General features: G+C 58.0%; 17 protein-coding genes. 3 read left to right on the forward strand and 14 right to left on the reverse strand.

The features are described 5' to 3' along the window. Positions 1-106: 106 nt before the first annotated feature. From tkt to QBL02_RS12700, 3 genes are read left to right on the forward strand one after another with little or no spacing between them, the layout of a single operon-like run. On the forward strand, positions 107-2,215 hold the full coding sequence (tkt, locus tag QBL02_RS12690) for a transketolase (RefSeq protein ID WP_282726795.1): 2,109 nt from the start codon (positions 107-109) through the stop codon (positions 2,213-2,215). Between the two features lie 27 nt (positions 2,216-2,242). Continuing rightward, positions 2,243-3,370 carry a transaldolase gene (tal, locus tag QBL02_RS12695; protein ID WP_282726796.1) on the forward strand — a complete coding sequence of 376 codons (1,128 nt, stop codon included), beginning with the start codon at positions 2,243-2,245 and terminating at the stop codon, positions 3,368-3,370. Further along, the gene (locus QBL02_RS12700) at positions 3,367-4,860 is read left to right on the forward strand and encodes a glucose-6-phosphate isomerase (protein WP_282726797.1); all 1,494 of its coding nucleotides are present in this window, start codon (positions 3,367-3,369) and stop codon (positions 4,858-4,860) included. Before tal ends, QBL02_RS12700 begins: the two co-directional genes overlap by 4 nt. Before the next feature lie 167 nt (positions 4,861-5,027). Here the strand turns inward: QBL02_RS12700 and QBL02_RS12705 are convergent, their stop codons facing one another. The 14 genes from QBL02_RS12705 to ileS all read right to left on the reverse strand — a co-directional run bounded on the left by QBL02_RS12705 (position 5,028) and on the right by ileS (position 23,296). Continuing rightward, positions 5,028-5,393: an RNA polymerase-binding protein RbpA gene (locus QBL02_RS12705; RefSeq protein WP_282726798.1), complete on the reverse strand. Its 366-nt coding sequence runs from the start codon at positions 5,391-5,393 to the stop codon at positions 5,028-5,030. A gap of 91 nt (positions 5,394-5,484) precedes the next feature. Further along, a complete protein-coding gene (secG, locus tag QBL02_RS12710) occupies positions 5,485-5,733 on the reverse strand; it encodes a preprotein translocase subunit SecG (RefSeq protein WP_282726799.1) in 249 nt (82 codons plus the stop codon). Between the two features lie 47 nt (positions 5,734-5,780). Continuing rightward, a complete protein-coding gene (tpiA, locus tag QBL02_RS12715; RefSeq protein WP_282726938.1) occupies positions 5,781-6,557 on the reverse strand; it encodes a triose-phosphate isomerase in 777 nt (258 codons plus the stop codon). Between the two features lie 65 nt (positions 6,558-6,622). Continuing rightward, complete coding sequence (locus tag QBL02_RS12720) at positions 6,623-7,825, reverse strand: phosphoglycerate kinase (RefSeq protein ID WP_282726800.1); 1,203 nt, start codon at positions 7,823-7,825, stop codon at positions 6,623-6,625. A 23-nt stretch (positions 7,826-7,848) separates the two neighbouring features. Continuing rightward, positions 7,849-8,466, reverse strand: a complete 618-nt coding sequence (locus QBL02_RS12725; RefSeq protein ID WP_282726801.1) for a superoxide dismutase — start codon at positions 8,464-8,466, stop codon at positions 7,849-7,851. 104 nt (positions 8,467-8,570) lie between these two features. Next, on the reverse strand, positions 8,571-9,551 hold the full coding sequence (whiA, locus tag QBL02_RS12730) for a DNA-binding protein WhiA (RefSeq protein WP_282726802.1): 981 nt from the start codon (positions 9,549-9,551) through the stop codon (positions 8,571-8,573). A 45-nt stretch (positions 9,552-9,596) separates the two neighbouring features. After that, positions 9,597-10,475 carry an RNase adapter RapZ gene (rapZ, locus tag QBL02_RS12735; protein WP_282726803.1) on the reverse strand — a complete coding sequence of 293 codons (879 nt, stop codon included), beginning with the start codon at positions 10,473-10,475 and terminating at the stop codon, positions 9,597-9,599. 2 nt (positions 10,476-10,477) lie between these two features. Beyond that, complete coding sequence (gene uvrC / locus QBL02_RS12740) at positions 10,478-12,400, reverse strand: excinuclease ABC subunit UvrC (RefSeq protein WP_282726804.1); 1,923 nt, start codon at positions 12,398-12,400, stop codon at positions 10,478-10,480. Next, on the reverse strand, positions 12,397-15,318 hold the full coding sequence (uvrA, locus tag QBL02_RS12745) for an excinuclease ABC subunit UvrA (RefSeq protein WP_282726805.1): 2,922 nt from the start codon (positions 15,316-15,318) through the stop codon (positions 12,397-12,399). Before uvrA ends, uvrC begins: the two co-directional genes overlap by 4 nt. 78 nt (positions 15,319-15,396) lie before the next feature. Further along, positions 15,397-17,487: an excinuclease ABC subunit UvrB gene (gene uvrB / locus QBL02_RS12750; RefSeq protein ID WP_282726806.1), complete on the reverse strand. Its 2,091-nt coding sequence runs from the start codon at positions 17,485-17,487 to the stop codon at positions 15,397-15,399. 160 nt (positions 17,488-17,647) lie between these two features. After that, complete coding sequence (gene ndk, locus QBL02_RS12755) at positions 17,648-18,064, reverse strand: nucleoside-diphosphate kinase (protein ID WP_282726807.1); 417 nt, start codon at positions 18,062-18,064, stop codon at positions 17,648-17,650. 50 nt (positions 18,065-18,114) lie between these two features. After that, on the reverse strand, positions 18,115-18,573 hold the full coding sequence (locus tag QBL02_RS12760; RefSeq protein ID WP_282726808.1) for a DUF4233 domain-containing protein: 459 nt from the start codon (positions 18,571-18,573) through the stop codon (positions 18,115-18,117). Continuing rightward, positions 18,570-19,922 carry a folylpolyglutamate synthase/dihydrofolate synthase family protein gene (locus QBL02_RS12765; RefSeq protein ID WP_282726809.1) on the reverse strand — a complete coding sequence of 451 codons (1,353 nt, stop codon included), beginning with the start codon at positions 19,920-19,922 and terminating at the stop codon, positions 18,570-18,572. Before QBL02_RS12765 ends, QBL02_RS12760 begins: the two co-directional genes overlap by 4 nt. Continuing rightward, complete coding sequence (ileS, locus tag QBL02_RS12770; protein ID WP_282726810.1) at positions 19,919-23,296, reverse strand: isoleucine--tRNA ligase; 3,378 nt, start codon at positions 23,294-23,296, stop codon at positions 19,919-19,921. Before ileS ends, QBL02_RS12765 begins: the two co-directional genes overlap by 4 nt. Between the last annotated feature and the right edge of the window lie 332 nt (positions 23,297-23,628).

Raw genomic sequence — 23,628 nt, forward strand, 5'->3', positions numbered from 1 at the left:
GTACCTCCTCTCACGCTAGGCTTGTGGTAGGTCTCGGTTACACACCGTCGAGGCCTCAGATTTAAACGCGCGTAGAAGTCGCGCGAGAACCCAGAGAGGCCGGTCAGTGGGCGCAGAATTGCAGTGGGACGAGCTTGACGATCGTGCGGTAGATACCGCACGCGTGCTTGCAGCGGATGCAGTAGAGAAGGTCGGTAATGGCCATCCAGGCACCGCAATCAGCCTGGCCCCCGCAGCATATTTGCTGTACCAGAAGGTGATGCGCCATGACCCACGCGATACCGACTGGATCGGCCGCGACCGTTTCATTCTCTCGATCGGTCACAGCTCACTGACTCAGTACGTACAGCTCTACCTCGGCGGATTCGGTCTAGAACTCGAAGACATTGAGGCACTACGTACCCTTCACTCGAAAACTCCAGGACACCCAGAGTACGGACACACCGCAGGTGTAGAGATCACGACCGGCCCACTCGGTCAGGGACTCGCATCAGCTGTCGGTTTCGCATACGCGCAGCGTTACGAGCGTGGTCTCTTTGACCCCAACGCGGCTGCAGGACAGAGCCCATTCGATCACTTCACCTACGTCATTGCCGGTGATGGCGATCTGCAAGAGGGCGTTACAAGCGAGGCTGCCTCGCTTGCTGGGCACCAAGAACTCGGTAACTTGATCGCCATTTACGATTCGAACCAGATTTCAATCGAAGACGACACCGACATCGCCTACAGCGAAGACGTGCGCATGCGCTACGAGGCGTACGGCTGGCAGGTGCTAGAGGTCGACTGGCGCGCAGGCGGCATGAACGGCGCTGAGTACCGCGAAGATCTACCAGCACTCTACGCAGCGATTGAGTCGGCGAAAGCCGAAAGCACCAAGCCAACGCTTGTGATCTTGAAGACCATTATCGGCTGGCCCTCACCCGACAAGCAGAACACCGGCGGCATTCACGGCTCGGCACTCGGCGCCGAGGAGCTTGCTGGCCTCAAAGTCGCACTCGGATTTGACCCGGAACAGCACTTCGCTGTTGCGCCGGAGGTCATCTCACACGCTCGCGAACTCGCTGATCGTGCAGCGGCGGATCGCGCTACCTGGCAGCAAAGCTTTGACGCATGGGCAGCCGCAAACCCTGAGCGCAAAGAACTCTTCGATCGTCTCGAAGCCGGTGATTTGCCTGCTGGAGCAGCCGAAGCGCTGCCGGTCTTTGAGGCTGGCACGAGTGTCGCTACCCGTTCGGCAAGCGGTAAGGTAATCAACTCGCTCGCGCCGATCATGCCTGAGCTTTGGGGCGGATCAGCTGACCTTGCAGGGTCGAACAATACGACCATTAACGGCGCACCATCGTTCGTGCCGGCTCACCACTCAACTAGCACCTGGCAGGGTAGCCCCTACGGTCGTGTCCTGCACTTCGGTATTCGTGAGCACGCGATGGCGGCGATCATCAACGGTATTCAGCTACACGGGAAGACCCGCAGTTATGCCGGCACCTTCTTGCAGTTCGCTGACTACATGCGCCCAGCTGTTCGCCTTGCAGCGCTCATGAACGTTCCGAGTATTTTCGTCTGGACACATGACTCGATTGGTCTCGGCGAAGACGGGCCAACCCACCAACCAATCGAGCACATTGCAGCCCTTCGCGCGATTCCTAATCTGGCGATGGTTCGTCCGGCAGACGCGAACGAGGTCTCAATCGCTTGGCACGAGATGCTTAGCCGTCAGGCCGGTCCGAGCGGTATTGCTCTTACTCGCCAGAATGTACCCGTCTTTGCTCGCGGCGAAGGCGCAGCAAACGGAAACGAATTCGGATCAGCTGAGGGCGTCCGTAACGGCGCTTATGTGCTCGCCGAGTCGGCTACCGGCAAGGTTGATGTTGTGCTGATTGCGACCGGCAGTGAAGTGCAGCTTGCGGTAGAGGCTCGCGAACAGCTTGCAGCTGAGGGCATCGGTGCACGTGTCGTATCTGCTCCTTGCCTTGAGTGGTTCGCCGAGCAGACTCCGGAGTACCGCGAGTCGGTACTGCCCGCTGCTGTAACAGCGCGCGTGAGCGTCGAAGCCGGCATTTCGCTCGGCTGGCGTGAACTCGTTGGGGATCGCGGTCGCTCAGTGAGCATCGAGCACTTTGGAGCGTCGGCAGACGCAAACACGCTGTTCCGTGAGTTCGGCGTCACCACCGAAGCTGTTGTCGCAGCTGCTCGCGAATCCATCGCCGCTGCTTAACTCACCACTTCCAGAAAGGATGGCCTGATGAGCAACCCCCGTACCGCCGCGCTGAGCAGCGCTGGCGTTAGCATCTGGCTTGACGATCTCTCTCGCACACGTATCGAGAGCGGCAACCTTGCAGAGCTTGTCGACAGCATCAATGTCGTCGGTGTCACCACAAACCCAACCATTTTTGCGAACGCGATTGGTTCGGGAGAAGGCTACGGCGAGCGTATTGCCGCCGCCGCTGCTGCTGGACTCGGCGCAGAACAAACCGTCTTCTCCCTCATGTGTAGCGACGTCGCCGATGCTTGCGACATCCTGGCACCCGTCGCAGTGGCCAGCAGCGGACAAGATGGCCGTGTCTCAATCGAGGTGTCTCCGACGCTCTCACGCGACACTGCTGGCACCATTGCTCAGGCGCGAGAGCTCTGGGCTCAGGTGGACCGTGAAAACGCCATGATCAAGATTCCAGCAACCGTTGAGGGCCTTGAAGCAATCAGCGAGGTCATCGGTTCCGGTATCAGCGTGAATGTCACTCTGATTTTCAGTCTTGAGCGCTATCGCCAAGTCATCAACGCCTACCTTGTTGGCATTGAAAAGGCTCGAGCAGCGGGTCACGATATTTCAAAGATCCACTCTGTTGCTTCGTTCTTTGTGTCACGCGTTGACACCCTGATTGACGGCAAGCTAGATGCCATCGTTGCAGCCGATCCCGCGCAAGTAGACACTGTTGCCGGTCTTCGCAGTAAAGCTGGCCTCGCAAATGCGCGACTCGCTTACGAAGTGTTTGAGCAGGGATTCTCGACCGAGCGCGCACAGATGCTCATCGATCTTGGCGCCAACCTTCAGCGTCCGCTGTGGGCCTCAACAGGCGTGAAAGATCCTCAACTCCCGGATACGCTCTATGTCAGCGGCCTGGTCGCAGAGCAGACTGTCAATACAATGCCGGAGGCAACTCTGAACGCCTACGCCGATCACGGCGAGCTCGAAGCTGTCGCCCTGCACACGAGCTACCGAGAAAGCGATGCGGTGCTCAACGATCTTGACGGCCTGGGCATTGACTACGCCGAGGTTACAGAGTTTCTTGAGGTAGACGGACTCAAAAAGTTTGAGGCTTCTTGGGCCGAGCTACTGCAGACCGTTGAGACGGCTCTTCTGGAGAATAAGTGAGTATTCGCTTAACTATCGATAGCGAACTGGAGCAGGCAGGCAACCCCTTTCTTCGGGAGTTGCTTGATGCCCAGTTCGCTAGTCGACTCCTGGCTCAGGATCCCACTCTTTGGGGTGCCGCCGCAGAAGAAGAAGCTTCACGACGATTGGGCTGGGTAGACCCCTTTCCTGAGTCTGAAAAAGTACTTCGCGAAACCGAATCGCTAAAAGCTGAGCTTTCCAAGCGCGGTATTCGCCATGTAGTGCTCTGCGGTATGGGCGGTTCCAGCCTTGGCTCAGAGGTAATTGCTCGCGAGGCTGGAGTCACCCTCAACGTGCTCGATTCGACGCACCCAGATGTGATCCGTCGCGCCCTCTCCGGGGACCTCGCAACGACCGTAGTGGTGATCTCGTCGAAATCCGGCAGCACACTCGAAACGCGAAGCCACGCTGAGTTCTTCAGAGTAGCTTTCAACGAAGCGGGTCTGAACCCTGCAGATCACATGATTTACGTGACAGACCCTGGCTCTTCGTTTGCTGAGTATGCCAGTGCCGGCTATCGAGTGATGCAGGCAGATCCGAATGTTGGCGGCCGTTTTTCGGCACTGTCAGCTTTCGGCATAGTGCCGACGGTGCTGGCAGGCGCCGATACTGGTCGCCTGCTCGTGGGAGCGAAGTCAGTGCAGGCAGAGCTCTTTAGCGACACGCCAGAGAACCCCGCGCTCCGTCTTGCCGCAGCGATCGCAGGTGCACTTCCAAAACAGTACGTGTTGTTGCTCGCTGAGGGTGCGACACATCGCTGGGGCCTTGGCGACTGGGTTGAACAGCTCATTGCCGAGTCGACAGGCAAAGAAGGCAAGGGCATTCTGCCTATCTCGCTACCGCTCGGGGCTTACGAGTTTTCAACATTGCCCGAAAACGCACTGCACGTTGGTATCGGTAGCGCATCCGCCGGATCACGCTCGATCGGTATCGAGGCGCCTCTGGGTGAGCAACTTCTGCTTTGGGAGGTTGCCACGGCAGCGCTCGGGCGACTGATGGGTATCAACCCCTTCGATCAACCCGATGTTGAGTCAGGAAAGATTGCGGCGCACACGGCGCTCGCGGAAGAGCACGGCTTTATTGAGGTCGATGCCGCCGCAGACGATGCCGAATTGCTTGAGCAGTTGCGCGCGGCACTCCCCCAGAATGGTTATGTCGCGGTACAAGCCTTTGTTGACCGTGATTCTGCGCAAGCAGAGGCAGCACGCGAAATCAGCAACCGGATCGCCAAAGAGCTCAATGTACCTGTCGCGTTGGGCTGGGGTCCGCGTTACCTGCACTCGACCGGCCAAATGCACAAGGGCGGCCCAGCGCTGGGAGTCTATTTGCAGCTGGTTGATGCCGGCGCCGAAGATCTGCCCATCCCCGGGCAAGAAGACGGCACAGCTGAGCTGATGAGGGCGCAAGCCCGCGGCGACCGCGAGGTACTTCGCGCGCGAGGCAGAAGCGTAATTACCCGCGCAGTTTGAGTTCTCTGTGAACTCATGTGCCAGTTCAATTGGACAGGCTCAGTATACGAAAACTCTTCGTCTATTGAGCCTGTTTCTACATCACCCGCAAAGCCTATAGACGGCGCGTTGAGACAGAAAAGAGGGGCACACTCAAATGAGTGTGCCCCTCTTCACAATCTGAAGTCTTACGACGAGACCTTCGCGCTTCCGCGACGCTGACGAAGCTTCTGCAGCGCCTGCTCAAGAAGCTCTTCAGCCTCTTCAGCGGTGCGGCGCTCCTTCACATATGCGAGGTGCGTCTTGTAAGGCTCGTTCTTCAAGAGCTCCGGCGGGTTCTGACGATCCCGACCGGCAGGAAGACCGCTGTGTGGAGAATCGATCTGTTCTGGAATCTCTTCTGGGTCAACGTCTGCTGCGAAATAACGCACAGTCTCGTTGCCAAGAATATCGAAGTAGGAAACTGCGATGCGCTCTGCGCGCACGCCGTGATCCATTTCGCCCATCGGGCCCGAACCAACTCGGGCGCCGCGAATAGCATTGCTGCCAGACACGTAATACCTTTCTCTGGACGTTTCTGTCCGTGAAGTGATCTGTTGCGAAACCTAGCTCGCCAAAGACACGGCGAAACTCAGCTCTCGGGGTTTAGACGACCGAGAAACGAGCGATCAGGCCGAGGCCAACAATCGCTGCAAACCAAACCAGCGACACCACAATGGTGATGCGGTTCAGGTTACGTTCAGCCACACCCGAAGAGCCGAGGCTAGAGGTGACACCGCCGCCGAACATATCGGAGAGACCGCCACCGCGGCCCTTGTGCAACAGAATAAACAGGGTGAGCAGGAGGCTCGTGAGTACCAATACGCAGATAAGTGCGATCTTCAAAATGAGCACTACGGCCGCCCTTTCAATGTTTGCAAACCAACGACAAGTATAACGCGCTATGCGCCAGTAACGTGCTTCTTAAACTGCACGATTCGTGAAAACTCTTGCGAATCGAGGCTCGCACCGCCGACCAGCGCGCCATCAACGTTGGCCTGACGCAAATATCCGGCCACATTCTGGCTGGCAACTGATCCACCGTAAAGCAGACGAGTTTCCGCCGCGACCTTTGCTCCGCGCAATTCTGCGATACGTGCGCGGAGTGCCGCACACACCTGCTCTGCCTGCTCAGCCGTCGCCGGTTCACCGCTGCCAATCGCCCAAACAGGCTCGTAGGCGATTACGAACTCAGCGTCTTTCGGCAAGGCTGCGATTGCGGCTTCGAGCTGCGCAAGAGGCACCGCTGCGGCACCCTGCTCCTCAAGGTCTGCCGCTGTCTCACCAACGCAGATCATTGGAACCATGCCTTGAGTGGCAACAGCCTTGGCTTTCGCCGCGACGATATCGTCGCCCTCACCGTGACCGTGACGACGCTCTGAGTGCCCTACAAGCACATAGCGGGTATCGAGCTTGCTGAGGAACTGTGCTGAGATATCGCCTGTGTACGCACCCGAAAGGTGCGGTGAAACGTCCTGCGCGCCAAGAGCGAGCGAAAGTTTGTCGGCAGCAAGCAGCGTCTGCACGGAACGAAGATCCGTAAACGGAGGGAACACCGCGACCTCAACGTCACCGAAGTCGTGCTTTACGTCTTTGAGTGACCAAGCAAGCTTCTGCACAAGCGCAATCGCCTGCAAGTGGTCAAGGTTCATCTTCCAGTTGCCTGCGATAAGCGGCACGCGGGCAGCAAACTGCTCCTGCGGCTCAGCCTGCTCGCCAGCTACTGCGGTTTCGTTCTGCTCGCTCACGCAAGCACCTCCAATCCCGGGAGCGCCTTACCCTCGAGGTATTCGAGACTCGCTCCACCACCGGTAGAAATGTGACCAAACTGGTCATCTGCAAAGCCTAGGGCGCGAACGGCTGCAGCGGAATCTCCACCGCCGACAACAGTGAAACCCTGAGTCTCAGTGAGCGCGCGGGCAACCGTTCGGGTCCCCTCTGCGAACGCTGCCATCTCAAAGACTCCCATTGGGCCGTTCCAGAACACCGTGGACGACTCTTCAATCACCGAGGCGAAGGCCTTAGCAGTCTCTGGCCCAATGTCGAGGCCGAGACCGGCAGCACCGAAGCTGCTCGACTCGATAGCGTCAGCAGCAACAACCTCATGGGCAGCGTCTGCAGCAAAAGCTTCAGCAACCACAATGTCGGTCGGCAACACAATACGCACACCCAGACGGTCTGCCTCAGCAAGATAGCCGCGCACCGTATCAAGTTGATCCGATTCAAGCAGGCTAGCGCCAACCTTGTGCCCCTGAGCTGCAAGGAAAGTAAAGAGCATTCCGCCACCGATCAGCAGCGTGTCAACTCGCTGCAGCAGGTGCGAAATGACGCCAAGCTTGTCACTGACCTTTGAACCGCCAAGAACCACGGTGTAAGGGCGCTGGGGCGATTCAGTGAGGCGCTTCAGAACTTCAAGCTCGCCGGCGACCAGGCGACCGGCCGCGCTCGGCAATAGTTGAGCAAGGTCGTAGACACTCGCTTGCTTACGATGCACTACACCAAAGCCATCCGAGACAAAGGCTTGACCGAAAGCGGCCAGCTGCTCAGCAAAAGCACGACGAGTTGCATCGTCCTTGCTGGTTTCCCCTGCGTTGAAACGCAGATTTTCCAGCAGTACCACGTCGCCGTCCCCGAGAGCCGCGACGGCTGCAGTCGCAGCGGCGCCGACGGTCTCGGGAACGAAGCTGACGGGGCTTTCGAGAAGTTCAGCCATGCGCACAGCAACAGGCTGCAGCGAGTACTTAGCCTCTGGCTCACCGTTTGGCCGTCCGAGGTGGCTGATCAGCACAACACGAGCGCCCGCTGCACGCAGCTCACGAATAGTCGTGAGCGAAGCGCGAATACGGCCGTCATCGGTGATCACCCCCTCCTTCAGCGGAACATTCAGGTCGCAGCGAACTACGACCGTCTGTGAACGCAGGTCACCCAGTGACTCAAGTGTGCGCATCGCTTCGTGTGATCCTCTCGGAATTAAATCAGGCCAGGAGTCTGCTTACGAGCAGCCTCGAAACGCTTCGAAACGTCAGCCCAGTTGGCGATGTTCCAGAATGCCTTGACGTAATCAGCGCGAACGTTGAGGTAATCAAGGTAGTAGGCGTGCTCCCAGACATCGAGCATCAGCAGAGGCACAGTGCCAGCTGGCAGGTTACCCTGCTGGTCAAACAGCTGCACGATGTTCGCACGCTGACCGAGCGAATCCCAAGCGAGCACCGACCAACCGCTGCCCTGAACACCCATCGCGTTTGCAGTGAAGTGAGCCTGGAACTTCTCGAACGAGCCGAAGAACTCGTCGATTGCGGCCGCCAGCTCACCCTCTGGACGCTCGCCACCCTCAGGCGACATGTTGTTCCAGAAAATGGTGTGGTTGACGTGACCGCCAACGTTGAATGCCAGATCCTTCTCAAGCTTGTTTACAGCGGCAAGATTGCCGTTGTCACGAGCTTCAGCAAGCTGCTCAAGTGCAGTGTTTGCGCCGGTGACATAAGCCTGGTGGTGCTTGTCATGGTGCAACTGCATAATCTTGCCGCTGATATGCGGCTCGAGTGCAGCGTAGTCGTAAGGAAGTTCGGGCAGAGTGTATGCAGACATCTTTTTCTCCATTCGTGAACTATGTTCTCGCGCGCTCTCAGTCTAGTGTTCGAGCGCTGCGCACGGCAGGGGTCGCAGCGTGCATCACAACGCTGCGAGCGAAACTACATCGAGTCGAGCTCGTCAGGCAGATTCGCTTCGGTGCCTGGAATGCCACGCTGCTCGGCCGACTTGTCAGCAAGTGCCAAGAGGCGACGAATGCGGCCCGCAATGGCATCCTTCGTGAGCGGCGGGTCAGCCTTGGTACCAAGTTCGTCAAGGCTCGCGTCGCGGTGCGTCAGACGCAACTCGCCCGCATACTTCAAATGATCTGGAACTTCATCGCCGAGGATCTCCAACGCCCGTTCAACACGAGCACACGCCGAGACTGACGCCTGAGCGCTACGGCGCAGATTCGCATCGTCAAAGTTCACGAGTCGGTTTGCAGTGTTGCGGGTCTCACGTGCCTTACGCAGCTCGTCCCACTTTGCCTGAGCCTCGACGGCACCCATGATGCCGAGCATCTGCCCGATGGTCTCACCATCACGAATCAACACCTTGTGCTGACCCCGGATCTCACGGCTCTTCGCCTGCACGCCGAGGCGACCGGCCGCACCAACGAGAGCCATAGCAGCCTCGTTAGTTGGGCACAGAATCTCAAGGCTCGCAGAACGGCCCGGAGGGGTTACCGTGCCACGCGCGAGAAATGCGCCACGCCAGATGGCGGCGAGTTCTGCTGGCGATCCAGTGGTCAAACGGTTAGGCAGTCCACGAATCGGGCGACGCTTCTGATCGAGCAAGCCGAGCTGACGTGCGAGGGTCTCGCCGTCAAGCACTCGAACTACGAACTGCGGAGCTCCCGGGCGAGTCGATGCAGCAGGCATCTGCTTTGCATCTGAACGAACCCCATACAGCTCAGCGAGATCCTTACGCACACGCTGCACAATCGGTGGCGTGTGGAGCTCAGCTTCAAGAGCGATTCGTCCCGAAATCGTGTGTAGCCCACCGGCAAGACGCAAAACGGTTGCGAGTTCGCTCATCCGTTCACCCACCTGCGGGGTGACCACGCGAACGAGTTCGTTTTTCACGTCGGGGGTCGAGGGCAATCCGATTCCTTTCAGAGGGGTTTCAACAAACGTGTCCGGGCAGCGCTATTCGCGCCCTAGATCACGGTGGCGCAAGCTAACGTGTACGCCTGGCAGTGCGGCGAGTCGGTCTGCGAGCTCGCGTGCCATCGCGACGGAGCGGTGCTTGCCGCCGGTACAGCCTACAGCGAGTGAGACATGCCGTTTGTTCTCACGCTGGTAACCGGCGAGCATAGGCTCGAGTGCTGCCACATAGTTTTCGAGAAACTCCTGAGCGCCCTCGCGGCTCATTACGAAGTCCTTGACCTCCACGTCAACCCCTGTAAGGGGGCGCAATTCTGTCTCCCAAAATGGGTTTGGAAGGAAGCGCATATCGGCCATCAAATCGACATCGGTGGGGGTGCCGTACTTAAAGCCAAAGCTCTGTACCGACAGCTGCAGGCCGGGCGTGTCTTCGTCGCTGAAAAGCTCGCGAGTGGCGGTCGAAAGTTCGTGCACGTTGTAGCGTGAAGTATCAATCACAACGTCGCTCGAGGCGCGGAGCTCTTGCAGGCGTTCGCGCTCTAGCTTGATGCCATCGACCAGACTTCCCGCTTCGATCTGCAGCGGGTGTGGCCGACGAACAGACTCATATCGACGCACCAAAATATCGTCGGTGGCGTCGAGGAACACTACGCGCACGGTAGCGGTTTGACGCAGTTCGGTCACCGTTGCCTGAATGTCTTCAAATAGGTCACGGCCACGCACATCAATCACTGCAACGATCTTGGGCAAGGCCCCGCCAGAGCGGTCTGCCATATCAGCGAGTGTTTTCAGCATCGCAAGTGGCAGATTGTCGACCACGTACCAGCCGAGGTCTTCAAGCGCATTCGCTACTGTGCTTCGACCGGCACCAGACATGCCTGTGACGATCAAGATTTCCTGCTTCATCGCCTGATCACTCACGACTATTCCTCTCGGGCTTGGCTGAGCTCTTCGCTTCGATCTAGCTTATCGTTTGCGGCATTCTTGGTGAGCCTGTCATGAATAAGTTCAGCCAATTGGGGGCCTACGCCTGGCGCAGAAGAAATCTCGCTGAGACTCGCTTCACGCAACCTCGACACCGACCCGAAATGCTTAAGTAGCGCCTGGACGCGCTTCGGGCCAAGGCCTGGAATCTCTGAGAGCTGGCTCGCAATGGCGGTACTGCGGCGTTGACGCTGAAAGGTGATTGCGAAGCGGTGCGCTTCGTCGCGCACGCGCTGCACCAAAAAGAGCGCCTCGCTGGCACGCGGCAAGACCACTGGAAACGGATCATCAGGAAGCCACAGTTCTTCAAGACGTTTTGCCACACCGGTGAGGGCAATATCGGTGATTCCGGCCTCATCAAGCGCTCGTTGCGCGGCCGCAACCTGCGGTGCGCCGCCGTCAACGATGAGCAGTTGCGGGCGGTCACGGTAGCGGCCGTCCGGCAGTGCGCCTGATTCAACGAGTTGGTTGAGTTGGATCGCCCGGCGCAGCACTACTTGATAAATGCTGTCGGTGTCGTCGGTGGTCTCTTCGATGCGGTATTTCCGGTAGGCACCCTTTGCGGGCAATCCATCTTCAAACACCACGAGCGAGGCGACCACACCTGTTCCCTGCAGGTGCGAGACATCGATGCACTCGATTCGAAGTGGTGGCTCAGCCATTCCGAGTGACTGCTGCAGTTCGGCAAGCGCGTCGGTCCTCGCCGAGATGTCTGCCGCACGCTTCAGTTTGTAGCGCAGCAGGTGCTCCCCCGCATTCAAGGTTGCCCGGTCCATGAGCGCCGCTTTGTCGCCACGCTCTGGAATCTGTACTCGGACTCTGCCGCCTCTTGGTCTGCGCGCCCTCAACACTTTCTCAAGGGCGTCGCTGTTATCGGGCAGCATTGGGACGAGGATCTGCGGTGGCGGTTCACGGTCGTCCTCGTAGGCGGACTGAATCACCTGCTCGAGCAGTGCGTTCGGCGAGTCGTCAAGTTCAACATCGACCAACCAGCTTCGTTCGCCTCTGATCCTGCCGCCACGGATAATAAACTGGTGCGCTGCAGCAGAGAGATCGTCGTGTTTTAGGCCGAATACATCGGCGTCAACGTCGTGGCCGAGCGCGACGGAGTTTCGTTCCATCACATGTTGAACGGCAGCGACCTGGTCGCGAAGCCTGGCAGCGTCTTCGTAGCGCTGCTCTGCGGCCGCATCTCGCATACCTCGCTGCAATTGCTTGAGCGTGCTGTCATCGCCGCCTGCGAGGAAGGCGACGAGTTCAGTCACCCGTTCCCGATGGGCTTCGATTGTCATCTTGCCCGAGCACGGGCCGTGACAGCGACCGATCTGACCTGCCAGGCACGGCCGCCCACTCTGCATAGCGCGACGGTAGTCGGCATCATTGCAGGTGCGAATCGGAAATGCCTGCTGCAGAAGAGCCGTCATCTCGCGCACGAGCCAGACTTTCGGGTACGGCCCGAAATAACGTGCTCCCTTGATCTTTTCGTTTCTGGTGATTAATAGCCTCGGCGCTTCTTCGCGAAGTGTCACAGCGAGGTACGGATATGTCTTGTCATCTTTAAACTGCACGTTAAACGGCGGTTTAAACTCCGTGATCCACGTGTGCTCAAGTACAAGTGATTCGGTGTCAGTAGCGACGACCGTCCAATCCAGCCGCGCCGCGAGTGCGAGCATTCGTTGTGTGCGTGGCTGAATTGAGCGCAGAGGTTGAAAATAGTTTGCGAGGCGAGCGCGTAGGTTTTTCGCTTTGCCGATATAGAGCACGCGGCCGTGACGGTCACTGAACCGATACACACCTGGGCTGGTGGGTATTTCTCCCTGTGCCGGGCGAAAGCTGTCTCTATTGTCGGGCACCTCGGTCAACGTTTGCGGGCCCCTGGGTGTTTCGCGAGCGCTTCCGCGAGGAATCGTCCGGTGTGACTCTCGGGGTGTTCCGCGAGCTGTTCAGGTGTGCCTGTAGCCAAGATAGTGCCGCCGCCGCTGCCGCCTTCTGGTCCGAGATCAATCACCCAGTCGCAGCTTCGAATCACGTCAAGATTGTGCTCGATCGTGATGACGGTGTTGCCTTTGTCTACCAGCCCGTTAAGCACGAGCAGCAGTTTGCGCACGTCTTCGAAGTGCAGGCCGGTTGTTGGCTCGTCAAGCACGTAAATGCTTCGACCGTTTGAGCGCTTCTGAAGCTCAGTCGCGAGTTTCACACGTTGAGCTTCGCCGCCGCTGAGGGTGGTTGCAGCCTGACCGAGACGCACGTAGCCAAGACCAACGTCTACGAGGGTCTTCAAGTAACGATGAATGCTTGAGATCGGTTCAAAGAACTCGGCAGCCTCAGCGATGGGCATGTCGAGCACTTCGCTAATGTTCTTGCCTTTGTATCGGACTTGCAGGGTCTCGCGGTTGTAGCGCTTGCCACCGCATACCTCGCACGCAACGTACACGTCTGGCAAGAAGTTCATTTCGATCTTCAGCGTGCCATCACCAGCGCAGGCCTCGCAGCGACCGCCCTTGACGTTAAAACTGAAGCGACCGGGCAGGTAGCCACGTATCTTTGCTTCCTGGGTCTCGGCAAAGAGGTTTCTGATCTTGTCGAAGACGCCCGTATAGGTTGCCGGGTTTGATCTTGGGGTGCGGCCGATTGGCGCTTGATCGACGTGCACTACTTTGTCGAGGTGTTCGAGACCGGTCACACGAGTGTGCTTACCTGGCACCTGCCGCGCACCATTGAGCTGGTTCGCGAGCACACGATACAAGATGTCGTTGACGAGAGTACTCTTACCGCTGCCACTCACACCGGTAACGGCGGTCATCACGCCGAGCGGGAAGGTTGCACTCACGTCTTTCAGGTTGTTCGACTTGGCGCCGACGACTTTGAGCTCGCGACCTTTTTCACGCTTGCGGCGCTTCGCTGGTGTTGCGATCGCCTTACGTCCGGTGAGATAGTCCGAGGTAATTGAGCCCTTGTTCTCAAGCATTGAGGCATAGTCCCCCGAGTGCACCACTGTGCCGCCCTCGACTCCGGCGCCTGGCCCAATATCGACGATCCAGTCGGCTGCCTCAATGGTCTCTTCATCGTGTTCAACTACGATCAGCGTGTTGCCGAGGTCTCGCAGCTTCACGAGGGTTTCGATGAGTCTGCGGTTATCCCTTTGGTGCAAGCCAATGCTTGGCTCATCAAGCACATAGAGCACGCCGGTGAGTCCAGAGCCAATCTGGGTTGCGAGACGAATGCGCTGGGCTTCGCCGCCGCTCAGGGTGCCTGCGGCACGAGCGAGGGTGAGGTAGCCGAGTCCAACCTCAATCAGGAAGTTGAAGCGAAGGCGAATCTCACGAAGTACTTGAGCTGCGATCTTTGCTTCACGCTCGGTCAACTGGACCTCATCGAAGAATCGCTGTGCATCGGTCAGACTGAACTCACCTACGCCGGAGATTGACTCGCCGTTCACGGTGACTGCAAGAACTTCTGGCTTGAGTCGCTGCCCGTTACAGGCGTGGCAGGGCACCTCACGCAAGAATTCTGCCCAGCGTTCACGACGAGTGTCGCTCTCCGCTTCGGCATACTGGCGTTCGATAAAGGGAATGACGCCCTCGAAACCGCTGCTGTATTTGACTTCGCGGCCAAAGCGGTTCTTCCATCGAACGTTGACCTTGAAGTTGTTGCCGTAGAGCACCGCTTCGCGCACTTCTTCTGGCAATTTTTCCCAGGGAGTGGTGAGCTTGAAGTCTAGGTCTGCGGCAAGGCCTTTGAGCAGTTTTTCATAGTAGTTGTAGAGGCTTTTACCCTGGCTGGTCCACGGGATGATGACTCCCTCAGCGATGCTGAGCTGCGGATCACCAAGCACAAGATCTTCATCGACCGACATGCTTGTGCCGAGTCCCGAACAGCTCGCACAGGCACCGAATGGAGCGTTGAACGAAAAGGTTCGAGGCTCAATCTCTGTGAGCGACACCGGGTGGCGGTTTGGGCAGCTCAGGCTTTCACTGAACGTTTGGGTTCGATCGCTGGCTTTTTCTTCGCGGTCAACGAAGTCGATGGTGACCAGTCCGTTTGCCAGCTTCAGCGCTGTCTCAAGCGAGTCTGTGAGGCGGCCGAGGCCTTCTGCGCTTGCCACCAAGCGGTCGATTACTACTGAGATATCGTGCTTGACCTGTTTCTTTAGGGTCGGTGGATCGCTCAGCTGAATCATCTCGCCATCGACGATGGCGCGAGAATAACCGCTCGCGGCCAAGTCCTGGAAGAGATCTACGAACTCACCTTTCTTTTTGCTCACGACCGGAGCAAGTACCTGGAACCGAGTTCGTTCTTCGAGTTCCATAAGCGTGTCGGCAATTTGCTGCACGGTCTGTGAGCGAATCTGTTCACCGCACACCGCACAGTGAGGGATGCCAACACGCGCCCAAAGCAAACGCATGTAGTCATAAATCTCGGTGATGGTGCCGACTGTTGACCGGGGGTTACGGTTGGTCGACTTCTGATCGATGCTGACGGCCGGGCTGAGGCCCTCAATAAAATCGACGTCTGGACGATCTACTTGGCCGAGGAACTGGCGCGCATATGCGCTCAGGCTCTCAACGTAGCGACGCTGCCCCTCGGCGAAGATGGTGTCGAAGGCGAGGCTTGACTTACCGCTACCCGATAGGCCGGTAAATACGACCATTGAGTCGCGTGGAATGGCAAGATCTACGTTGCGCAAATTGTGCACGCGTGCACCCTGAACGCTGATCTGTGCGTGGGCAGCAGACGATCGAATCGGGGCGGTTGGGGTGGCGGGATTCTTCGAACTCACCCTCACATACTAGTGCAGAGAAGCCGTAAAATCGAAGATATGTTCGAAGCGTTTCGCTCAGGGCGCGAAGCCTTGAGCTTAACGGTGTCCCGCTTGATCCATGCTGCGTAGTTCCTTCTTCAGCTCGGCAACTTCGTCACGCAGACGCGCCGCCAGCTCGAACTTCAGCTCGTCTGCAGCAACCAACATCTGTTCTGTGAGTTCGCCAATCAACTCTTCAAGTTTGGCCGAACCCTCTGCAGCGATCGCGCCAGCCCGTGCCGCAGTTTTGCCCTTCACTCGCTGCTGCGAAGTGCCCTTTCGCTGCGCATGTGCGCCGGTTCTCGACAGGAGATCTTCGGTATCAGCGGCCTCACGCCCAAGCACCTCGGTAATATCGCCAATCTTCTTCCGAAGTGGCTTCGGGTCAATGCCGTGCTTTTCGTTGTAGGCAATCTGCAACTCGCGACGGCGCTCGGTTTCTTCAATGGCCTGGGTCATTGAGCGTGTCATGTTGTCGGCATACATGTGCACTTCGCCCGAGACGTTTCGAGCCGCACGGCCAATCGTCTGAATGAGCGAGGTGCTAGAGCGCAAGAATCCTTCTTTGTCTGCATCGAGAATCGAGACGAGCGAGACTTCTGGCAGGTCGAGTCCCTCTCGAAGCAGGTTGATGCCAATCAGCACGTCGAACACGCCGGCTCGCAATTCAGTAAGCAACTCGACCCGACGCAGCGTGTCAACGTCGCTGTGCAGGTACCGCACTCGCACACCGGCTTCTTCCATGAAGGTAGTGAGCTGCTCCGCCATCTTCTTCGTGAGCGTGGTGACAAGCACACGCTCATCGCGCTCGGCACGAATGCGTACCTCTTCGAGCAGATCATCAATCTGCCCTTCGGAGGGCTTGACCACAATCTTTGGATCGATCAAGCCAGTCGGCCTGATGATCTGCTCGACGACACCGTCAGCGAGGTCAAGCTCATATTTGCCGGGGGTCGCCGAAAGGTAAACGGTTTGACCAACTCGCTCTTTGAACTCGCTAAATTTGAGCGGTCGGTTGTCAAGCGCACTGGGCAGCCGGAAGCCGTGGTCGACGAGCGTTCGCTTACGAGAGGCATCGCCCTCGTACATTGCACCGATCTGTGGAACCGTGACATGGGACTCATCGATTACGACGAGGAAGTCATCGGGGAAATAGTCGAGCAGGCAGTGCGGTGCCTCGCCGGGCTCGCGACCGTCGATGTGACGCGAGTAATTCTCAATTCCGGTGCAGAAGCCAATCTGCTCCATCATCTCGAGGTCGAAGGTCGTACGCATACGCAATCGCTGCTCTTCTACGAGCTTCGTTTGCTTCTTCAGCTCGGTGGTGCGCTCTTCGAGCTCATCGGTGATCTGCCCCATGGCCCGGTTCATTACGTCGCGGCTTGCGACGTAATGGGAACCGGGAAACACCGAAACAGTATCAACTTGCTTCATAACATCGCCGGTCAACGGATGCAGGTAGTAGAGAGCTTCAATCTCATCACCGAAAAACTCGATACGAATTGCGAGCTCTTCGTACATCGGAATGATCTCTACGGTGTCGCCACGCACCCTGAAGTTGCCGCGAACGAACTCAATATCGTTTCGCTGGTACTGCATGTCGACAAAACGGCGCAGCAGCACGTCACGATCAAGGCGATCGCCTACTGCCAGCGGCACCATTGCATCGTAATATTCTTCTGGCTTACCCAGACCGTAAATGCAGGAGACTGTTGACACCACCACAACATCGCGACGACTCAGTAGCGCGTTTGTTGTCGAGTGCCGAAGCCGCTCAACTTCTGCGTTTACCGAGCTGTCTTTCTCAATGAAAGTATCAGTCTGGGGAACGTAGGCTTCTGGCTGGTAGTAGTCGTAGTAAGACACAAAATACTCGACCGCGTTGTTCGGCAGCAGCTCTCGAAACTCGTTGGCAAGCTGGGCAGCAAGCGTCTTGTTGTGCGCCAACACCAGGGTGGGCCGCTGTACTGCTTCAACGAGCCATGCAGTCGTTGCAGACTTACCCGTACCGGTCGCACCAAGGAGCACCACGTCGGTCTCGCCGGCGTTGATGCGTGAAGCAAGCTCAGCGATAGCCTGCGGCTGATCGCCACTCGGCTCGTATTCGCTGATGACCTCAAATGGGCGCACGCTACGTGTTGGTTCCATGTGTAAGAGTTTAGAAGCGACCACCGACATTCAGGTGAAACTTCGCTCTCAGCACGCGCGATGGTGATGCCCGATGTCTCCTGGCCCGAGCGCGACGAATCTCACCACAAACAAAAAGTGGCCCCGATCCGAAGACCGAGACCACTCCAGGCGCTCTGGTTTATGCGAACCAGAGACCGAGCTCACGCTCCGACGAAAGAGTCGAGTCACTGCCGTGCACCAGATTCTGCTGCACCGCGACACCCCAGTCGCGGCCGAGGTCACCACGAATGGTGCCCGGCGCAGCTGCGGTTGGATCGGTAGCGCCGGCGAGCGAACGGAAACCTTCGATCACTCGATTGCCTGCAACTCGCACGGCTACAACCGGGCCCGAAAGCATGAATTCAACCAGGGGCTCAAAGAATGGCTTGCCCTGGTGCTCCTCGTAGTGAGCCTCCAGCAGCTCGCGAGATGCCGTCACCATGCGCAGGTCTACGATTGTGTAGCCCTTTGCTTCGATACGGCGCAGAATCTCACCGGTGAGGCCCCTTGCAACGCCATCAGGCTTTACCAGTACCAGGGTCTCTTCTGCGTGCATGCTCTCTCCTTGTTCGTTCGAGAAATTCTCTCGTGCTAAGCCTACCGAAACTAGCCTGAAATACCGTTCTCGGCGTAGTAGGCAGCCCGTCCGCGATCAATCTGAGCGCCCTTAATCATGCAGTAGACCCACAGAGCCGTAAATAGCAGGCTGACTACGAGCGACATTGGCAGAATGAATGCGGTTGCAAGCATGAGCACGTGCACGCCCCACCCGATCCAGATTCCGACCTTGCCAACTCGCATAAAGCCGAGGCCAAGCACACAAGCAAGCGCCATTCCGCCGGCAATCCAGAGCCCTAATTCACGCGGTTCGAGCAAACTCAAGCCAAAAATTGCCAGCCCGATCAGCACTACCACGATCAGTTCGAATCCGAGCGTAATAGAGGCGAGAGCACGTTGGGTTTTAGCTGCTACTTCACCTTTTCCGGCGCCCGCGAGCCGCATGGCGGCGTTGTGCGCTGCGGTTTCAGACGGCGACAGCTGCAATTCTTCATCGTTCTGGCTCACTTGATTCCCCAACCCTCATTTTTAGCCACGAGGATCGCCTCGCCTGCTAGCAGGACCGAACCTGCAACGAGCACAGCCCGCCCCTCGCCCTGCTCCGTCCATGCCCTGGCAGCATCGAGTGCTTCGGTGAGCGAGTCCGCTACCTCGGTCTGGCCGTTCCATTCGAGCGTACCTGCCAACTGATAGAGCTCTTCCGCACCTACGGTACGTGGCGAATCTACTGGCGCAAGGAAGAGCGCGTCAGAAATTGGCAGCAGTGCACCGAGTACCCCACTGGCGTCTTTGTCGCTCATCATGCCAGTCACTAGCGCCATCTCAGTGAATGCAAATGACTCGGTTACCGCACGCGCAAGAGCCTCCGCACCGTGCGGGTTATGCGCTGCGTCGACGTAGACAATTGGTTCGGTACTGATCAGCTGCAGTCGTCCCGGCGAGGTCAACTGGCCAAGCCCTTCGTCGAGGACTTCCCCTGGAACTGGTCGTTCTGCTCCGAAGAATGCCTCTACCGCGGCGACGGCAAGTGCTACGTTTTGCGCTTGATGTGCGCCGTAGAGCGGCACAAAGGATGGTTCGTATGCGTGGTTGTGCAGTCCGCGTAAGGTGACCTGTCGACCACCTACTGCTAGCAGATCCTCAGTCACGTCAAAGTCACGACCCTGCACGAAGAGATGAACACCTTCGCGCTCGCTCGCTTCAACGATTTCACCAATCGCTTCGCTTGCCTGCGCAGCAGAGACGACTGTGCTGCCTTGTTTAATAATGCCCGCTTTAGTTTTTGCGATTGTCGCAATGTCTTTTCCAAGCACGGCTGTGTGGTCAAGGTCGATCGGGGTGAACACGGCGACCTGAGCATCAACGATGTTAGTGGCGTCCCACTCCCCGCCCATGCCGACTTCGACTACGGCTACATCAACGGGAGCATCAGCAAAAATCGTGAATGCCAACACAGCGAGCGCTTCAAAGAAGGTGATGGCACCCTGACCCTCAGCTTCGAGCTGAGCATCAAGTACCTGTAGTGGCATACGAAGCTCTTCCCATGCCTCTTCGAGCACATTTCCGCTGACCGGTGAACCGTCAAGCTGAAATCGCTCAGTGAAGTCGATCAGGTGCGGACTGGTAAACAAGCCGGTACGCAGACCGTGAGCCCGAAGCAGCGACTCAACGGCGCGACTTGTTGAGGTCTTGCCATTTGTGCCAGCCACCTGGATCACTGGGAAAGAGAGCTGAGGCGAACCAGCCAACTCGGCCAGCCTTCGAACAGGCTCGATACGTGGGCGGGGATTCGCCTCACCCACGCGGCTCAGTAGTTCTTCGTAGACGCGCTCGGCAGCGCGTTCAGCAGTAGTCATTTTGCTGCCTTCTGTAGAGCAATGGCAAGCACTGCCTTGTCGAGTCCAAGCGCACCTGGCGCCGCAGAATGCAACACTTCAAACGGAGCGGCAACGGCAAGCACCGAAGCATCAGGGCCTTCTGCCCCGGCAACGATCACAGAGAGCGATTGAGCGAGAGTCTCATTCTGAATCAGTTCAGCGTGCTGCTCTAGCGCTTCGGCGTGCTCGGCCGAAGCCTGCAGTGCAAGCTCGATCCGATCGCTCACGTCAAGGCCAGCGCCCTTTCGAGCTTCCTGCACCGCGCGGATTGCGTCGCGCGCCACGCCCTCTGCTTCAAGTTCTGGCGTGGTTTCAGTGCGCAGCAGCACAAAGCCGCCACCGGGCAGCAGGCCGAGAGCATCGCGATCCTCGTCGCCCGAAGCCGTGGTCAGCGTGAGTTCGTACTCGCCCTCAACCAGGTCGATTCCGCCAGCTGTAACGACACCGTCGTTTTCGCTCCAGTCGCCCGACTTTGCAGCTTTGATTACCGCCTGAACGTTCTTGCCGAGGCGCGGTCCGGCTGCTCGAGCATTCACACTGAGGGTCTGCACGATGCCGTACTTTTCGGCACTGTCGTCTTTCAGACGGCTGATCTTCACCTTCTTGACGTTGAGCTCTTCAGCCAAGATGCTGGCGAATGGTTTCAATGCATGCTTGCGGGAGGTGACAACCTTGAGCTTCGCGAGCGGCAAACGCACCCGAAGGCGCTGAGACTTGCGCAGTGCGAGTGCTTGCGATGTGATCTGACGGAGTTCATCCATCGCGTCAACAAGCTCGTCTTCGACGGGGAAAGCGTCGGCATCTGGCCAGTCGGTGAGGTGCACTGAACGTCCGCCAGTGAGTCCTCGCCACAGTTCCTCGCCGACGAGTGGAGCCATCGGTGCGGCTACCCTCGCGACAGTCTCAAGCACGGTGTAGAGCGTGTCAAACGCCTGCCGGTTCTCGGGGCGCCCATTGTCGCTGAGCACGCCTTCCCAGAAACGATCGCGTGAGCGACGAATGTACCAGTTTGTGAGCACCTCCGCGTAGCCACGCAGTGAGTCTGCAGCTGAGGTGGTGTCCAGGGCATCGAGGTGTGCTGCTACGTCGCGCACGAGCTGTCCGGTTTTCGCCAGAATGTATCGGTCGAGCGGATCCGAGCTGTCAGTGCGCCACTCGCCCTCAATACCGTCGGCATTCGCATAGAGGCTGAAGAAGTACCAGGTGTTCCAGAGCGGAAGAAGGAACTGGCGAACACCCTCGCGAATGCCTTCTTCGGTGACAACGAGGTTGCCACCGCGCACCACTGGAGAGGCCATCAGGAACCAGCGCATTGCGTCAGATCCATCGCGATCAAACACTTCGTTGACATCTGGGTAGTTGCGGAGGCTCTTTGACATCTTGTTGCCGTCGCTACCGAGCACAATGCCGTGACTAATGACGTTTTTGAACGCTGGTCGATCAAACAGTGCCGTAGCGAGCACGTGCATCACGTAGAACCATCCGCGAGTCTGGCCAATGTACTCAACGATGAAGTCGGCTGGCTGATGCTCGTCGAACCAATCCTGGTTCTCGAATGGGTAGTGCGCCTGCGCGAATGGCATCGAACCAGAGTCGAACCAAACGTCAAAGACGTCTTCGATCCTGCGCATTGTTGACTTACCGCTCGGATCATCGGGGTTCGGCCTGGTCAGTGAATCAATGTAGGGGCGGTGGAGATCAACTTCGCCGCTGTCTGGGTTTACTGGCAGCTCACCGAAATCGGCGCGAAGCTCGTCAAGCGATCCGTAGACATCAACTCGTGGGAAATCTGGGTTGTCGCTCTTCCACACAGGAATCGGGCTGCCCCAGTAGCGGTTGCGGCTGATCGACCAGTCGCGTGCACCCTCAAGCCACTTACCAAATTGGCCGTGCTTGACGTTCTCTGGCACCCAAGTGATTTCTTCATTGAGCTCGAGCATTCGCGGCTTAATGTCTGTGACGCGTACAAACCAGCTCGACACGGCTTTGTAGATCAGTGGGTTGCGGCAGCGCCAGCAGTGCGGGTAGCTGTGTTCGTAGCTTTGCTCGCGCAGTAGACGTGAACGTTCGCGCAGCAGGCGAATCAGCGGGCGGTTTGCTTCGAACCACAGCTCACCGGCAACGTCGGTAACTGCGTTTACAAATCGACCACCGTCGTCAACGCTCACAATCGTTGGCATACCCGCTGCAGCGGTGATTCGCATATCGTCTTCACCGTAGGCCGGTGACTGGTGCACGATACCGGTGCCGTCTGTCGTCGAAACGTAGTCGTCGACGAGCACCCGCCAGCAGTTTTCGGTGCCCCATTTTTCGGCATCGGCGTAGTAGTCGAAGATTCGTTCGTACTCGACGTTCTCGAGTTCGCTACCGAGGATCGTGCGGCTCACTGCCTCGCGAAGCTCGTCAGCAGATTCGTAGCCGAGGTCTTTCGCGTGCCCGGCGAGCAGGTCTGCAGCGAGTAAGTACTGGGCTTCGCCAGCCGCTCCACCGTCTGCGGCGCCCGCTGGTCCGGCTGGCACAATTGCGTAAGAAATCGCTGGCCCCACCGCGAGTGCTGCGTTTGTGGGTAGCGTCCAAGGAGTGGTGGTCCAGGCGAGAGCACGCACTCCTACGATGTCGAGCTCGGCAGCACGCGAGCCAACGAATGGGAAAGTGACGGTCACCGAGGGGTCTTGACGCATCTGGTAGACGTCGTCATCCATGCGGAGCTCGTGGTTTGAGAGCGGTGTTTCATCGCGCCAGCAATATGGCAACACGCGGTGGCCCTCGTATGCCAGGCCTTTGTTGTGCAGCTGCTTAAATGCCCAAAGCACGCTCTCCATGAACCCCAGGTTGAGGGTTTTGTAGTCATTTTCGAAGTCGACCCAGCGAGCCTGACGGGTAACGTATTCTTCCCACTCGCGGGTGTAGAAAAGTACTGACTCTCGAGCCTTCGCGTTGAAGACATCGATACCCATGTCTTCGATTTCGCTTTTCTCGGTGATGCCGAGCTGCTTCATAACTTCAAGTTCAGCGGGGAGACCGTGTGTGTCCCACCCGAAGCGGCGCTCTACCTTTTTGCCTCGCATGGTTTGGAAGCGGGGGAAGACGTCTTTGGCGTAGCCGGTCAGCAGGTGGCCATAGTGCGGCAGGCCGTTTGCGAACGGGGGGCCATCGTTGAACACCCATTCTTCGCAGCCTTCGCGAGCGCGAATCGACTCACGGAAGGTATCGTCAGCTTTCCAGAAGGCCAGGACGCTCTGCTCAATATGCGGAAACGACGGTGAGGGTGCAACGCCCTCGGTTGCGCGAGGCTCAGCGTGCTTTGGCTGTTTCGCGGCGACAGTGTCGGTCGGCTGCTTTGGGTACGTCATGTGGTCTCCGGCTGATCGAATCGTACGTTCTGCCGGGACGAGAGGAGAGACTATCTCCCACCCGCGGTACCACCCCGCTTGCCACAGTGCCGTGGCCTCTTCATTTGGCTGTGACGGGCCGACCCGCTCGGTTCTACTTGGTGCGCTCTTCCGCGAGGGTGTCGTGCACTGTTCTTCCGAGAACTCCCCGGTGATAGCCGGCTCAATGTCTTTCCGACAAGCTTACGGCATTCAACCTGAGATAGCTCATCAGGCGCACTATATAACGACTGGGTAACAATGGGCTCTCAATATAAACCCTGATCAGCGTGCATATATTGGAACAACGTGAG

It is taken from the genome of Leucobacter sp. UT-8R-CII-1-4 (assembly GCF_030010235.1).
Classification (GTDB): Bacteria; Actinomycetota; Actinomycetes; order Actinomycetales; family Microbacteriaceae; genus Leucobacter.

What these genes read in the sequence shown, in the direction of transcription:
- tal (WP_282726796.1), top strand. Translation starts at nt 2,243, where the DNA reads ATGAGCAACCCCCGTACCGCCGCGCTGAGCAGCGCTGGCGTTAGCATC.
- QBL02_RS12720 (WP_282726800.1), bottom strand. Translation starts at nt 7,825, where the DNA reads ATGCGCACACTTGAGTCACTGGGTGACCTGCGTTCACAGACGGTCGTA.
- QBL02_RS12725 (WP_282726801.1), bottom strand. Translation starts at nt 8,466, where the DNA reads ATGTCTGCATACACTCTGCCCGAACTTCCTTACGACTACGCTGCACTC.
- uvrB (WP_282726806.1), bottom strand. Translation starts at nt 17,487, where the DNA reads ATGGAACCAACACGTAGCGTGCGCCCATTTGAGGTCATCAGCGAATAC.
- ndk (WP_282726807.1), bottom strand. Translation starts at nt 18,064, where the DNA reads ATGCACGCAGAAGAGACCCTGGTACTGGTAAAGCCTGATGGCGTTGCA.
- QBL02_RS12765 (WP_282726809.1), bottom strand. Translation starts at nt 19,922, where the DNA reads ATGACTACTGCTGAACGCGCTGCCGAGCGCGTCTACGAAGAACTACTG.
- ileS (WP_282726810.1), bottom strand. Translation starts at nt 23,296, where the DNA reads ATGACGTACCCAAAGCAGCCGACCGACACTGTCGCCGCGAAACAGCCA.